The 14,480-nt window shown below is 58.9% G+C and carries 11 protein-coding genes and 1 pseudogene; 3 read left to right on the top strand and 9 right to left on the bottom strand.

The features are described 5' to 3' along the window. Nucleotides 1–4: 4 nt before the first annotated feature. From PSH87_RS25035 to PSH87_RS24995, 9 genes and pseudogenes are all read right to left on the bottom strand, one after another. The gene (locus PSH87_RS25035; RefSeq protein ID WP_026136772.1) at nucleotides 5–778 is read right to left on the bottom strand and encodes a S24 family peptidase; all 774 of its coding nucleotides are present in this window, start codon (nucleotides 776–778) and stop codon (nucleotides 5–7) included. A gap of 213 nt (nucleotides 779–991) precedes the next feature. Beyond that, complete coding sequence (gene ppa / locus PSH87_RS25030) at nucleotides 992–1,519, bottom strand: inorganic diphosphatase (RefSeq protein WP_003176323.1); 528 nt, start codon at nucleotides 1,517–1,519, stop codon at nucleotides 992–994. A gap of 109 nt (nucleotides 1,520–1,628) precedes the next feature. Continuing rightward, nucleotides 1,629–2,444, bottom strand: coding sequence for a zinc-dependent peptidase (locus tag PSH87_RS25025; RefSeq protein ID WP_017736570.1), 816 nt, complete (start codon nucleotides 2,442–2,444; stop codon nucleotides 1,629–1,631). A gap of 6 nt (nucleotides 2,445–2,450) precedes the next feature. After that, nucleotides 2,451–3,107 (bottom strand): DedA family protein, encoded by a 657-nt coding sequence (locus PSH87_RS25020; protein WP_017736569.1) that lies wholly within the window; start codon nucleotides 3,105–3,107, stop codon nucleotides 2,451–2,453. A 300-nt stretch (nucleotides 3,108–3,407) separates the two neighbouring features. After that, nucleotides 3,408–3,866, bottom strand: coding sequence for an N-acetyltransferase (locus tag PSH87_RS25015; RefSeq protein WP_017735604.1), 459 nt, complete (start codon nucleotides 3,864–3,866; stop codon nucleotides 3,408–3,410). 92 nt (nucleotides 3,867–3,958) lie between these two features. Continuing rightward, nucleotides 3,959–4,792, bottom strand: a complete 834-nt coding sequence (eutC, locus tag PSH87_RS25010; protein WP_305431495.1) for an ethanolamine ammonia-lyase subunit EutC — start codon at nucleotides 4,790–4,792, stop codon at nucleotides 3,959–3,961. Continuing rightward, a pseudogene (locus PSH87_RS25005) lies at nucleotides 4,789–6,185 on the bottom strand (ethanolamine ammonia-lyase subunit EutB). Before PSH87_RS25005 ends, eutC begins: the two are co-directional and overlap by 4 nt. 52 nt (nucleotides 6,186–6,237) lie before the next feature. Further along, a complete protein-coding gene (eat, locus tag PSH87_RS25000; protein ID WP_017735607.1) occupies nucleotides 6,238–7,671 on the bottom strand; it encodes an ethanolamine permease in 1,434 nt (477 codons plus the stop codon). 210 nt (nucleotides 7,672–7,881) lie between these two features. After that, a complete protein-coding gene (locus PSH87_RS24995) occupies nucleotides 7,882–9,402 on the bottom strand; it encodes an aldehyde dehydrogenase family protein (RefSeq protein ID WP_017735608.1) in 1,521 nt (506 codons plus the stop codon). Between the two features lie 271 nt (nucleotides 9,403–9,673). On the opposite strand from PSH87_RS24995, the gene PSH87_RS24990 reads away from it, so the two are divergent. From PSH87_RS24990 to PSH87_RS24980, 3 genes are all read left to right on the top strand, one after another. Beyond that, entirely contained in the window at nucleotides 9,674–11,581 is a 1,908-nt protein-coding gene (locus PSH87_RS24990) for a sigma-54-dependent Fis family transcriptional regulator (RefSeq protein WP_305431493.1), read from the top strand. 527 nt (nucleotides 11,582–12,108) lie between these two features. Then, complete coding sequence (locus PSH87_RS24985) at nucleotides 12,109–12,360, top strand: hypothetical protein (protein WP_305431492.1); 252 nt, start codon at nucleotides 12,109–12,111, stop codon at nucleotides 12,358–12,360. A 220-nt stretch (nucleotides 12,361–12,580) separates the two neighbouring features. Continuing rightward, nucleotides 12,581–14,479, top strand: a complete 1,899-nt coding sequence (locus PSH87_RS24980) for a hypothetical protein (protein ID WP_305431491.1) — start codon at nucleotides 12,581–12,583, stop codon at nucleotides 14,477–14,479. Nucleotide 14,480: the final 1 nt, after the last annotated feature.

Here is a 14,480-nt window from a genome sequence, read left to right as displayed (position 1 = left end):
CACCTCAAATGCCCACCTCCGGTTCCGATTTAGAGCCTTCCCAGCCCAACAGGTGTTCATCCAGTGGCACGGGCGGGCGGCGGTTGTTTAGCGTGGACCACCAGAACACCCAACCGACGATCTTCACACTCTGTTCGAAACGTTGCTCGTAGGTGAGGTATTCGTCGGGATGTTCGCCGGCGTTGTGGCTGCGCATGCGCAGGCCGCCGCCGGGGCGGTTGTAGAGGTATTTGATGCGCAGCATGCCGTCGTGTTCGACGGCGTAGATTTCGCCGTCGACGATTTGCGTGCGGCCGCTGTCGATGGCGAGGGTGGCGCCTTGCTGGATGATGTCGATCATGCTGTTGTCGGCCATGTAGGCGCCGATTGCGCGGTCGGGGTTTACGCTGAGTGCTTCGAGGGTGTGCAGGGAGACGCGGATGCGCTCGGTGGAGGTGAAGGTGGGGTGGAGGGGGATCTCCACGTCGATTTTTTCCGGGGCGCAGGCTGGGCCTGTGAGGTATTTGCCGCTGTCTTCGCGGGTGGGCAGTGCATTCCTTGCAGTGGGCCCGTCCAACAGAAAGTTGGCCGGTGGGTGTTTGGGGCCAAGGCCGGTGTTCAGCCAGCGACTGGAGACGCACAGCAGTTCTGCGATCTCGTTGAGTCGGCCCATGGGGACGCCGCGCTTGAACCAGTTGTTCACGTGTTGAGGCGTGACGCCGCGGTTCTTGGCGAAGTCGGACGCGGAAAGATGAACTTCCCGTAACAGCGCTTTTAAACGATCACCTGATGTATTCATAAACGCAGAGTTTACTGGCGGGGGAAACAAATCAAATAAACCATGCGTTGATTTGCGCGTGTAGGCTTTTGCTTAGTTGTAGTTTGTTTTTTCAATTTTCTTTTATTGTTAAACGTTAGTTGCTTTTCGTTGAACTCTGCGTTTAATGCCGAGCACAAAAAAGCCCCGAATAGTCGGGGCTTTTTTTATTGCAGTCGCCATGAGGCGCGGTGATCAGCCTTTGTAGGCGGCAACCGACTTCATGATCTCGGCGCGGGCGGCATCTGCGTTGCCCCAACCGTCGATCTTCACCCATTTGCCTTTTTCGAGGTCTTTGTAGTTCTCGAAGAAGTGCTTGATCTGTTCCAGCAGCAGTGGCGGCAGGTCGGTGTATTCCTTCACGTCCACGTACAGTTGGGACAGCTTGTCGTGGGGTACTGCGATGACTTTGGCATCGCCGCCGCCGTCGTCGGTCATGTTCAGGATGCCAACTGGACGCGCGCGGATAACCGAGCCTGGGGTAACCGGGTAAGGGGTTACGACCAGCACGTCGAGGGGGTCACCGTCGTCAGCCAGGGTGTTGGGGATGAAACCGTAGTTGGCCGGGTAGAACATCGGGGTGGCCATGAAACGGTCAACGAACAGGCAGTCGCTGTCTTTGTCGATTTCGTATTTGATCGGCGCGTGGTTGGCCGGAATCTCGATGGCGACGTAGATGTCGTTCGGCAGGTCTTTGCCAGCCGGAATCTTGCTGTAGCTCATTGGGCGTTGCCCCCGTTAATTGGCCAAGAAACTTGGCCGGATTGGCCTAAAAGTGGCGGCGATTATAGGCACATTCTGGCGCCGATGCCATGCGCCAGACGTCGTACGGTCATTCGTCTTGCGGCTGATAACGCGGGTCGCTGGCTTGCAGTTGGTGCAGGCGGGCCAGGGTGTCCTGGCGATAAAAGCGGCTGAGTTGGGCGTACACCTGTGGATAACGATTGACCAGTAAATCCGGGGCGCTGAAAAAGTATTCGCTGGTGACGGCAAAGAACTCCGCCGGGTTTTCGGCGGCGTAGGGGTCGATTTCGGTATCGGCATCCGGGTTGGCGTCCAGCTGGCGATTGAGGTCGTCGTAGGCGCCTTGCATCACGCTGGCCCACTCCTGCACGCGCATGTCATGGTGCAGCGGCGGCAGGCCGTTCGCGTCGCCGTTGAGCATGTCGAGTTTGTGCGCCAGTTCGTGGATGACCAGGTTGTAGCCTTCCCAGTTGCCGCTGGCCAGCACGCCGGGCCAGGCGAGGATCACCGGGCCCTGTTGCCAGGCTTCGCCGCTGTGTTCGCCGTCCCACTCATGCTCGATGCCGCTGCTGTCGCGATGGCGCTGGGGGCTGAGGAAATCGTCGGGGTACAGCACGATTTCGTGGAAGCCCTGGTACCAGTCGAGGTCGCCGAGGTTCATCAACGGCAATTGCGCCTGGGCGGCGAGCAGCAGGCGTTGTTCCTGATGCAGTTCGACGCCGGGGAGGGCGGTGAGGTGTTTTTCGGCGAGAAACACCACGCAGGCTTCGCGCAGCCATTGGTCCTGTTCGGCGCTGATGCCGTCGAGAAAGGTCAGGTGCTCGCGCACCCGTTGCCAGGTGTCATCGGCAATCGGGTGCTTGGCCAGCAGGCGCCGGCGACGCCAGGCGCTGAGGGACCACATCGCCAGTTACTGCGGCTTGGCTTCGGAGGACGTGCGACCAAAGCGGCTGCGGAACACGCCAATGATCATCGGCACCAGCGACAGCAGGATGATAAACACCACCAGCAGCGAGAGGTTCTTCTTGATAAAGGGCACGTTGCCGAAGAAGTAGCCCAGGGTCACCAGGCCGCCGACCCAGAGGATGGTGCCCAGTACGCTGAAGCCGAAGAACCGCGGGTAGGGCATGCGGGCGATGCCGGCGACGAACGGCGCAAAGGTGCGCAGGATCGGCAGGAAGCGCGCCAGGGTCACGGTTTTGCCGCCGTGCTTGTCGTAGAAGTCGTGGGTTTTTTGCAGGTAGTCGCGACGGAATATTTTCGAGTTCGGGTTGCTGAACAAGCGTTCTCCGGCCGTTCGTCCGATGACATAGTTGGTGCTGTCGCCGAGTATCGCCGCCAGCATCAACAGGCCGCCGAGCAAGACCGGGTCCATGCCACCGCCAGCCGCCACGGCGCCAGCAATAAACAGCAACGAATCACCCGGCAGGAACGGCATGACCACCAGGCCGGTTTCGCAAAAGATGACCAGGAACAGAATGGCGTAGATCCACGGACCGTAATTGGTTACCAGCATGTCGAGGTAGACGTCGAGATGCAGGATAAGGTCGAGCGGGTTGAAATCCATGGATGGCACCTGTGTGAATGGCTCGGCTCAGCAGGCCAGTGCGGAAGCTGGGGTAAGTAAGACTACAAATGTATGTCGCGATTCTTACAACCTTGAGAGGTCCGCATTATACGGATCGAGAGGTGAAAAGCCTGTTGGTTTTGTAGCGGGGGATGTCGCGATTTGTAAGGATATACACCGCTCCAAATGTGGGAGCTGGCTTGCCTGCGATGGCGGTGGGTCTGTGAAAGGTACGCTGGCTGGCCCACCGCTATCGCAGGCAAGCCAGCTCCCACAGGGGATTTGTGGTGTTTGGGGGCTTCAGTCCTCGCTGATCGGCAGCACGTAGTTCTTGAACTCCGTGTCCTCACGAAAGCCAATCGACTCATAGGTCTTCTGCGCCACTTCGTTGTCACTGCTGGTGGACACCCGCAGCCGCACGGCATGGGTTTCCTTGGCCATTTTTTTCGCCGTGCGCATCAGGTTGTCCGCCACCAATTGCCGACGGGCGTCTTCGGCCACGTAGATGTCGTTGAGAATCCACACGCGCTTGAGCGACAACGACGAAAAGCTCGGATACAGCTGGCAAAACCCGAGCAGCTTTTTGTCATCATCATCGGCCAGGGCCAGGTAAATCACCGACTCCTTGCGCCGCAGGCGTTTTTCGAGGAAGGCCCGCGACGAGTCCGGGAAGGGCAACGCCCCGTAGAATTCGCGGTATTTGACGAATAACGGGGTCAACAGGTCCAGGTGTTCCAGGGTCGCTTGAGTAATCCGCATGCCAGGCCTCAACTTCCAAATGGGGTATGACCACACAAGCGGCCGTGACTCGATGCTGCCTAATGGCGTGAAAAAGCGCAATCATGCAGCGATCAGTCATCCGGTGAACTGAGCAGGAAATTGCCTTTCATCAGGTCCGGATCATCCGATTCGATGGTCTGCACCTGCGCCTCATCCTTGAGGTTGACCCCCGACAGCTGCCGGCGACACGCCTCTCGCATCAAGTAAAGCAGGCGGTGGGCGGCCATGCCGTAGCTCAGGCCTTCGAGGCGGACGTTGGAGATGCAATTGCGATAGGCATCAGTGAGGCCGACCTTGGGGTTGTAGGTGAAATACAGGCCCAGGCTGTCCGGCGAACTGAGCCCTGGCCGTTCGCCGATCAGGATCACCACCATCTTCGCGCCGAGCAGTTGGCCAATCTCATCGGCCACGGCCACGCGGCCTTGTTCCACCAGGATCACGGGTGACAAGGACCAGCCTTCGGCGGGGGTCTGTTCTTCCATGCGTGTCAGAAACGGCAACGTGTGTTTATGCACGGCCAGCGCGGACAGGCCATCGGCTACCACCACCGCCAGATCCACCCCACCGGGATTGGCCGCCGCATGCTCACGCAGCGCCTGTGCCGATTCATCGCTCAAGCGCCGCCCCAGGTCCGGGCGTTGCAGGTAGCTGTGCCGGTCCGTCGCGGCGCTGTGCAGCAGCAGGCTGTCACGGCCGCGCTCGGCCAACTGGCCGCTGAGGCCGGCGTGGTCGAAGGGCAGGTGCACGGCATCGCGCGCCTGGGCGTGGGCGAACTGGAAGTCCAGTTGGGCATTCGTGGGAATACTGGTGCCGGTACGGCCCAGGGCAATGCGCGCCGGGGTCAGGCGGCGCAGCTCCAGCCACGGGTTCTCGGGTAGGTCGAGTTGCACGGGCGGCTCCTTCATCCCAATTGCGCCAAGGCTTGGCGAAACGCCGGTGGCAGGCTGTTGCCGAAGCGCACCTTGCCGTCGGCTTGCGTGAAGATGCCCATTTTCGCCAGCCACTGTTCAAATTCCGGCGCCGGCTTTAAACCCAATGTTTGCCGGGCATACAAGGCGTCGTGGAACGAGGTGGTCTGGTAGTTGAGCATGATGTCGTCGGAGCCGGGGATGCCCATGATGAAGTTGATCCCGGCCAAGCCGAGCAGGGTCAGCAGGGTGTCCATGTCGTCCTGGTCGGCTTCGGCATGGTTGGTGTAGCAGATGTCGCAACCCATCGGCACGCCCAGCAACTTGCCGCAGAAATGGTCTTCGAGGCCGGCGCGGATGATCTGTTTGCCGTTGTACAGGTACTCGGGGCCGATAAAACCGACCACGGTATTGACCAGGAACGGCTTGAAGTGCCGTGCCACCGCATACGCGCGGGTTTCGCAGGTTTGCTGGTCGACGCCAAAGTGCGCATTGGCCGACAGGGCGCTGCCCTGGCCGGTTTCGAAATACATCAGGTTCTGGCCGAGGGTGCCGCGATTCAGGCTCAAGCCCGCGTCATAGCCTTCTTGCAGCACATTCAGGTTGATGCCGAAACTGGCGTTGGCCGCCTCGGTGCCGGCAATCGACTGAAACACCAGGTCCAGTGGCACGCCACGGTTGATCGCTTCGATGGAGGTGGTGACGTGGGTCAGCACGCAGGCCTGGGTCGGGATCTCGTAGCGCTGGATGATCGCGTCGAGCATCTCCAGCATCGCGCAGATCGAGGCGATGCTGTCGGTGGCCGGGTTGATGCCGATCATGGCGTCGCCGTTGCCGTAGAGCAGGCCGTCGAGAATGCTCGCGGCGATGCCCGCCGGTTCGTCTGTAGGATGGTTCGGTTGCAGGCGTGTGGATAAACGCCCGCGCAGGCCCATGGTGCCGCGGAACTGGGTGACCACACGGATCTTCTGCGCCACCAGCACCAGGTCTTGCACCCGCATGATCTTGGACACGGCAGCGGCCATTTCCGGTGTCAGCCCCGGCGCCAATGCCCGTAGGCTGTGTTCGTCGGCTGCGTCACTGAGCAGCCAGTCGCGCAGGCCGCCGACGGTCAGGTGGCTGACCACGGCAAATGCCTGTTTGTCGTGGGTGTCGATGATCAGGCGGGTGACTTCATCGTTCTCATACGGAATCAGCGCTTCTTCGAGGAAGTGTTTCAACGGGATATTGGCCAGCGCCATTTGCGCCGCCACCCGCTCGCCGTCGTTCTGCGCGGCCACGCCGGCGAGGAAATCCCCGGAACGTGCGGGACTGGCCTTGGCCATCACGTCTTTCAGGCTGTCGAAGCGGTAGGTTTGTGTACCCACACCGCGTGGGAAAAGCTTGCCATACAGTGTCTCCTTGACGACGCGGGCAGCCGCCCGCGTCGAGGTTTACGGCAGTTAGTGCAAGGCGGCTTCTGCGGCCTGGATCGCCGCGAATTCCTCTTCGGGCGTGCCTGCTACCAAGTGATGCCGGCTGTAGAAAGCAAAGTAAGCAATTAATACTCCATAGATGATCGCGGCGCCAATCACCACGCGTGGATCCACCAGGAAGCCCGCCACCACGGCCACGCAGGCCAGGACCAAGGCGACGCCGGAGGTGAAGATGCCACCGGGGGTGCGGTACGGACGGTCCATTTTGGGGCGACGGATGCGCAGGGTGATGTGCGCGGCCATCATCAGTACGTAGGAAATGGTTGCGCCAAACACCGCCACCAGGATCAGCAGATCGCCCTGGCCGGTCAGCGACAGGCCAAAACCGATGATGCCGGGGATCACCAGCGCCAGTACAGGCGCTTTGCTTTTATTGGTCTGGGACAGTTTGCGCGGCAGGTAGCCAGCACGGGACAGCGCGAAGATCTGCCGTGAATAGGCGTAGATAATCGAGAAAAAGCTGGCGATCAAGCCGGCCAGTCCGACCAAGTTGACGAAACTGCCCATCCATGTCGAACCGCCGTAGGACAGCGCCAGCGCTTCAACCAGCGGGTTGCCGGATTTGACCAGCGCGTAGGTGCCTGCGCCGCCCGGTGCGATCACCAGGATCAGCAGGGCGAAACTGGTCAGCACCACAATGGCGCCAATCAAGCCGCGCGGCAGGTCGCGTTTGGGGTTCTTGGTTTCTTCCGCCGCCAACGGCACGCCTTCGACGGCGAGGAAAAACCAGATGGCATAAGGAATCGCCGCCCACACACCCACGTAGCCAAAGGGCAGGAAGGTGCTGGCGCCCTTGGCTTCGGTCACCGGTATATCCAACAGGTTGGCGACATTGAAGTGCGGCACCATCGCCACCAGGAACACGCCGAGGGCAATCGCGGCGACGGCGGTAATCACAAACATCAGCTTCAAGGCTTCGCCGACGCCGAAGATGTGGATGCCGATAAAGATGATGTAGAACGCCAGGTAAATCATCCAGCCGCCAATGCCGAACAGCGACTCGCAATAGGCGCCGATAAACACCGCAATGGCGGCGGGGGCGATGGCGTATTCGATCAGGATCGCGGTACCGGTAAGGAACCCGCCCCACGGCCCGAATGCACTGCGGGCAAAGCCGTAGCCGCCACCCGCAGTAGGAATCATGGAGGACAATTCGGCCAGGGAAAAACACATGCACAGGTACATGGTGGCCATCAGCAATGTGGCGAGGAACATGCCGCCCCAGCCGCCTTGGGCCAGGCCGAAGTTCCAGCCGGCGTAGTCGCCGGAGATGACGTAGGCAACACCAAGGCCCACCAACAGCACCCAGCCGGCGGCGCCTTTTTTCAGTTCGCGTTGTTGGAAGTATTGGGAGTCGACTTTCTCGAAGTCGACGGAAGATCCAGTCGGTTCGCTAGGCATGGGGAAGTACCTTTCATTGTTATTGTTTTTAACTCGGCATCTGTGTGCCGAATGCATGTAAGCAAGTACTTATGAAGATCTAAATGTGGGAGCTGGCTTGCCTGCGATGAGGCCACTACAGCCAATATTTATGTTGAATGACACACCGCTATCGCAGGCAAGCCAGCTCCCACACTTGATTGCATTTCAAGTATGGGAGCGGGTTGTCAGTTAGAAGAACCCCAACGGATTAATGTCGTAGCTCACCAGCAAGTTCTTGGTCTGCTGGTAATGGTCCAACATCATCTTGTGCGTCTCACGGCCCACACCGGACTTCTTGTAACCGCCAAACGCGGCATGCGCCGGGTACAGGTGGTAGCAGTTGGTCCAGACGCGGCCCGCCTTGATCGCCCGGCCGACGCGGTAGGCGCGGTTGATGTCGCGGGTCCACACGCCGGCGCCGAGGCCGAACTCGGTGTCGTTGGCAATCGCCAGGGCTTCGGCTTCGTCCTTGAAGGTGGTGATGCTGACCACCGGGCCGAAGATTTCTTCCTGGAACACGCGCATTTCGTTGGTGCCCTTGAGCAGGGTCGGCTGGATGTAATAGCCGCCGGCCATGTCGCCGCTGAGCTTCTCGACCTTGCCGCCGGTCAGCAATTGCGCGCCTTCACCCTTGGCGATTTCCAGGTAGGACAGGATCTTGTCGAACTGCTGCTCGGACGCCTGGGCGCCGACCATGGTGTCGGTGTCCAGCGGGTCGCCGCGTTTGATCGCTTCGATCTTCTTCATCACCACTTTCATGAAGTCGTCGTAGATCGACTCTTCCACCAGCGCACGGGACGGGCAGGTGCACACTTCACCCTGGTTGAAGAACGCCAGCACCAAACCTTCGGCCGCTTTCTCGATAAAGGATGGCTCGGCTTTCATGATGTCGGCGAAGAAGATGTTCGGCGACTTGCCGCCCAGTTCAACGGTGGACGGAATGATGTTCTCGGCTGCCGCTTTCATGATGTGCGAACCCACCGGCGTGGAACCGGTGAACGCAATCTTGGCGATGCGCTTGCTGGTGGCCAGCGCCTCACCGGCTTCTTTGCCAAAACCGTGCACCACGTTGAGTACGCCCGGTGGCAGCAGGTCGCCGATCACTTCCAGCAGCACGTTGATGCCCAGCGGGGTTTGCTCGGCCGGCTTGAGCACCACGCAGTTGCCGGCGGCCAGGGCCGGGGCGAGTTTCCAGGCGGCCATCAGCAGCGGGAAGTTCCACGGGATGATCTGGCCAACCACGCCCAGCGGCTCGTGGAAGTGGTAGGCGGCGGTATGTTCGTTGATTTCGGCGCTGCTGCCTTCCTGGGCGCGGATGCAGCCGGCGTAGTAGCGGAAGTGGTCGGCGGCCAGCGGGATGTCGGCGTTGAGGGTTTCCCGTACGGCCTTGCCGTTGTCCCAGGTTTCGGTGATGGCCAGCAGTTCGAGGTTCTGTTCGATGCGGTCGGCGATTTTCAGCAGCACCAGCGAGCGGTCCTGCACCGAGGTCTTGCCCCAGGCGTCCGCAGCGGCGTGGGCGGCGTCGAGCGCCTTGTCGATGTCTTTGGCAGTGGAGCGGGGGAATTCGGCGATAGCCTTGCCGTTGACCGGCGAGGTGTTGGTGAAATAGTTGCCATCGACCGGCGCAACGAATTCGCCACCGATGTAATTGCCGTATTTGGCCTTGAACGAAACGATGGCGCCTTCAGTACCGGGGTGTGCGTAACGCATGGTGGGTATCTCCTGGCTTTTATGTTTATTGGAGTGCAGCGCAGCAGCGCTTGATAAAGCGTAGAGCAAAGGTTGGGCCACTGCCGTGGGGGCCAGGTAAATCAAGGGCTTGGACTTTGTTGCAAGGCACTACTGTGGCATTGCTGGTACAGGCGAAGTGACAGTTTGTGCCATAAACGGTACAGCCTGTGACTGACGGGTCTGCCTGGGATTGCATTGGTCGGGAGGCTGGGGGATGCTGGGCGTTCTCACGCAGGGAGAATAATAAGAAATGCACAACGATCATTTCAGCCGCCATGCCCAGCAAGTGTTAACGGTCACCCGTGGCCAAGAGCGTTCCCAAGGCCCCGCCAGCGACCCGTCCATCGCCCGCTCCTGGCTGCGTTGCCTGGAGGACTATCACCTCGACCCTGCGCAGACCCTCGCGCCCACGGTGCTTGAGCACGGCCGCTTGCTGGAAAGCCGCGAGCGCCTGCAACAAGTGCTGCACATCGCCGGCAGCGAGATGAACAGCCTGCACCAACAGCTCTCGGGCGCCGGCCATGCCGTGCTGCTCACGGATGCGCGCGGGGTGATCCTCAACTGTGTCACCGCGTCGTCCGAGCGCAAGATCTTCGAGCGCGCCGGGTTGTGGCTCGGTGCCGATTGGAGTGAGGCGTGCGAAGGCACCAACGGCATCGGCACCTGCCTGGTGGAGCGCCAATCCCTGACCATTCATCGCGATGAGCACTTTCGTGGCCGGCATACCGGGCTGACGTGTTCGGCGAGCCCGGTATTCGACCCTCATGGCGAACTGCTGGCGGTGCTCGATGTGTCTTCGGCGCGCGAAGCGGTATCGCGCCAGAGCCAGTTCCACACCATGGCGCTGGTGAATCTGTCAGCGAAGATGATCGAGAGTTGTTACTTTCTGCGTCATTTTGAAAACCATTGGTTATTGCGTTTTCACTTGCAGGCGGAGTCGGTGGGCCTGTTCAGCGAGGGCCTGCTGGCGTTTGACGGCGAAGGGCGCATTTGTGCGGTCAACCAGAGCGCGCTCAACCTGCTGGGACAGAGGCGTGGCGGTTTGCTGGGGCAACCGGTGGAAGCTTTTTTCGAGTGTTCGCTGGATCAATTGCTTGGCCGCGCCAGCGCCAATGCCACCGCCAGTTGGCCGTTACGTACCCGCGATGGCAGGCATCTGTTCGCCGCGTTGCGCGGCCAGGTGCCCAGCCTGCCGGCACCCGTGGCGAAGCCCGCAGCCCCGCGTTTGCCGGGGATTTGCCTGGGCGACCCGGCACTGCAAAGTGATTTTCGCAAGGCATTGCGCGTGTTCGAGCGTGATGTGCCGCTGTTGATCAAGGGTGAAACTGGCTCCGGCAAAGAAGCATTCGCCAAGGCGGTGCACCAGGCCAGTCAGCGAGCCCACAAAACTTTTGTTGCACTCAATTGCGCCGCCATTCCAGAAAGCCTGATCGAGAGTGAGTTGTTCGGCTATCGCGGTGGCAGTTTCACTGGCGCACGTAAGGAAGGCATGCCCGGCAAGTTGCAACAGGCCGATGGCGGCACATTGTTCCTCGACGAAATTGGTGACATGCCGCTGGTATTGCAGACTCGCCTGTTGAGAGTCCTGGAAGACCGCATGGTGGTGCCCATCGGCGGCGAACCCCAGGCGGTGGATGTCAGAATCATCAGCGCTACTCACCGCAATTTGCTGGAGCGCGTTCAGGCTGGCAGCTTTCGCGAGGATTTGTATTACCGGTTGAACGGCTTGGAAGTCGCCTTGCCGCCCCTGCGTGAGCGCAAGGACAAATCGCAGCTGTTGGACTTTCTACTGGGTCAAGAGGCCGGCGAGCAGACTGTCGTGTTGGCGGGCGCGGCACGTGAGGCGCTGCTTGCGTATGCCTGGCCGGGCAATGTGCGGCAATTGCGCATGGTCTTGCGTACATTGGTGGCGTTGGCTGAATGCGGACGCGTAACGTTGGATGATGTGCCCGCGTCTATCCGTGAGAGGGCTACGGCCATGGCATGCGTCGAGGCTTCGCCCCTGCATGCGGCTGAGCGACAAACATTATTGAGCGCTCTTGAGCAGCAGCGCTGGCATATGACTCACACCGCCGAGCAACTGGGCGTCAGTCGTAATACGTTGTACCGGAAACTGCGAAAATATGGCGTTGGATTGCCTGGAACTATAAGACGTTAGTTTTCTTGTTTCGGATTCGCCTTATTGTGAGAAGGTTATTAAGATGTGTGCCGAGTAACGTGTTGCTGGCTCAGTTGGAGTGTTGGAACTTCTGTATGGGGCGTGACCACATAATGGCTTGGAAGCCGAAAGATTTATTGTTGAAGTTCGGGTGCTAACTGGGTCGTCTGTTTGTTTTATGGAGTAGGGCTGTTTTATAGGGGGGCGATACGACTCGGCAGTTTGCAGTGTTCGAATGAACGGTCGTTAGTTTCAGCGCTCATGATGATTGCATGCGCGTTGAACTTTATTGGCTTTTGACATGATCTGTCTGTCGCACGCGCTTTTCATTTGGCGCGAGGACGAGCCGCTCATTAAAGCTGTGAGGTGTTGCATGACTGTGATTAATCGTGGTTTAGCCTATGTCGGGTCTAATAATAACTATCCCAATCAGTTGAAATACGAAGCGAAAAGCGCATTGCCTCCTGTCACTCAGCATTTTCCATCGGCTGACTCCGAGGTTTTCTCGAGTAGCCGCCGATGCTGATTTGGCGAAACAGTATGGGGAGGCTCTGTTAACCGGCAAGCCGATTGAGGTGCCAGCCAAGTCCTCATTGGGACGTTGGATTGAGGTGCTGCGAGTATTGGTCGAGTCGCCGGTGTTCAAACAGTTGCTAGCGCTTGTCGGGGAAGCCAACGGCGCCTTCACCATCGACCGTACCAAGGGGGAAATTCTATTTGCCAGCGGCAAAAAATTGACCAGCAGCTCTCCAGAACTCGCCAACGTAGTGGGGGGGTAAAGAAATATTTGATAATTTCATTTCTACGGCAAAAATAGTTTTTCCTTACGATATTGTTTACAGCCATAAAGCGTTTGAGACGGGCGCGTCTGGCGGTACTCAGGTCGATCAAAGTACGATCCAGCACTTTTATGGTGAGCCTTCGCTCAGGTCGAGTGAGCATAAGAAAGAGCGCGCAAAAGAGCTCGCCAATCGCCCGATATTCAACGGTCAGGGCGCGTTGCCGGATGACAGAAAACGCGCAGAGATTTTACGCACGGCAGGCGACGCCAATACGATGGTGAATCTGCTCAATGCTTTGAAACAGCAGAGCAAGACGCCCAATGCGAAATCGAATTTGGAGGCTATTTTCGTAACGGTTGCACCCCACTCCGAACTGTGGAGCGAAGAGCAAAAGCAGCCAGTCAGGATGAGTGTCCAACAGTTGCTCACGCACTATGGCTTGCAAGCACCCACTACGCCGGAGGAGGTTGAAAACCTGGAGCGCGCGTTGTCTGCGCCGCCATTGGTTGCCCCCCCTGAGGGGAACTTTGGTGGGTTGCTCGGCAAAACCGTGCCATTGAGCAAAGAGACTCAGGAACAAATCAATGCCACCGTCGGCGACTGGAAATCGCAGCAAACACCGCCGCCGGGTGGCGCGCCGGAGCAAGGGACCACACTGGTCAGTTATCTGGCGCGCTGGGTGCCTAACGCGGTGACGATACAGACCAGTCAGGACCCCCAGGCGTATATCCAAGCCTTGATCAGCACTCCTCAAGCCCGTGCGCTGGGTAAGCAACTACAGGTGGCGATTGGCGCACTCGATACCCCGAGTAGCGTCCAAGAAGTATTGCTGGCCGCGTTAGGGCTTGAGGCAGACCCGAATGGCGGTCAGCAACGAGATAATTTGGCCGGCTATAACCTGCGTCAACCCGATAATTGGAAACGACCACCGGCTGAAATCGTCAGGCGTTTCGAAGCGCACCTAGCCAGTCGCTTTGGCCCGGCGGCGGCGAGAGTGAAGGCCTTCCAATTACTGGCGATGTCATCCCCAGAGTTCCTGGTCAAGGGGATTCCGTCATCTATGGTCTACGGCTCTGTGCAATGGGCCGCGTTCAGCGCGGCTGTAACGCGCCGCGAGTTGGACACCCCCGGATCGTCGGCTGGGCAGAGCTATGACGAGATCATGGCTCGTGACGCCCACGAGCCTATTACAGAGGGCGATCAGCATCATTCACAGATTGCTGCTGCGCAATCATTGATTGATTGGGGGATCGCCAATGGCGTCATTGAGGAAGACAGTGAGGGCAATTACAGCCCCGAGACTATCCAGCGTGCAGCCGCAGCCCAGCAAAAGCAGGTTAACGCCATCATTGACTTCACCGAAGTATTCGCTACCCCAATGCCGACGCGTCGTGAGTTGGCGATAGCTGAATTGACGCGAGTATACGGTGCAGAAAAGGCGCATCTATTTGACAAGCCGGCTTTTAGGCGCATTGGTGTGACTTTTAGAGATACTCAAAAATACTCGTTGTTGGATATTTATATGTCGGGCGAGCTGCACAGTTTCCGCTGGGTGTCTGAGGGGCGCAACGGACTGTCGTTCAGGCAATTCCAAAAACTCTTTGGCGCGCTGAGCAATATAGAGAAAAAACTTGACGAGGCGTTTGACAAGTACACTCAGAATATGAGTAAGGCGGCGGGTGCCAACTACCAGTATCAGGTGTCGCAATTACCGCTTGAAGATCGACATCGGTTTGAACGTGGCCGTGTTGGAATGGAATACCTAGAACCTACTGAAAGTTCTAACTTCCCCACAGGTAGCGAGGAGCATCCGATATTCAAGCTCTTTGGGCAGGGCGCGTACCTTATTCATACTCAGCTCAATGGGGATAGAGTCGACTATGTCTACTCGCCAGCGTTAGGCAAGATCATCAAGGTGGGCGAGCGGCTTCCTGGTGTCCCCGAGGGATGGGACATAAACGTCAGTGAACGTAAAAAGAATGGTTGGACGAGGACTCGTCACCACTTGATCGTGGGAGGTGAGCACTACGAATTAAATATGAGAGCGAACTCGGGTAAAACGTTTGAAGCGTTGCCCCCGCCGCACAAAACTACGTACGGATGCAGCGTCGGCTAGG

The sequence above is a fragment of the Pseudomonas sp. FP453 genome, from assembly GCF_030687495.1.
Taxonomy (GTDB): domain Bacteria; phylum Pseudomonadota; class Gammaproteobacteria; order Pseudomonadales; family Pseudomonadaceae; genus Aquipseudomonas.
Note: the sequence above shows the minus strand (reverse complement) of the source record. Positions and strands in the feature narration are given on the sequence as shown.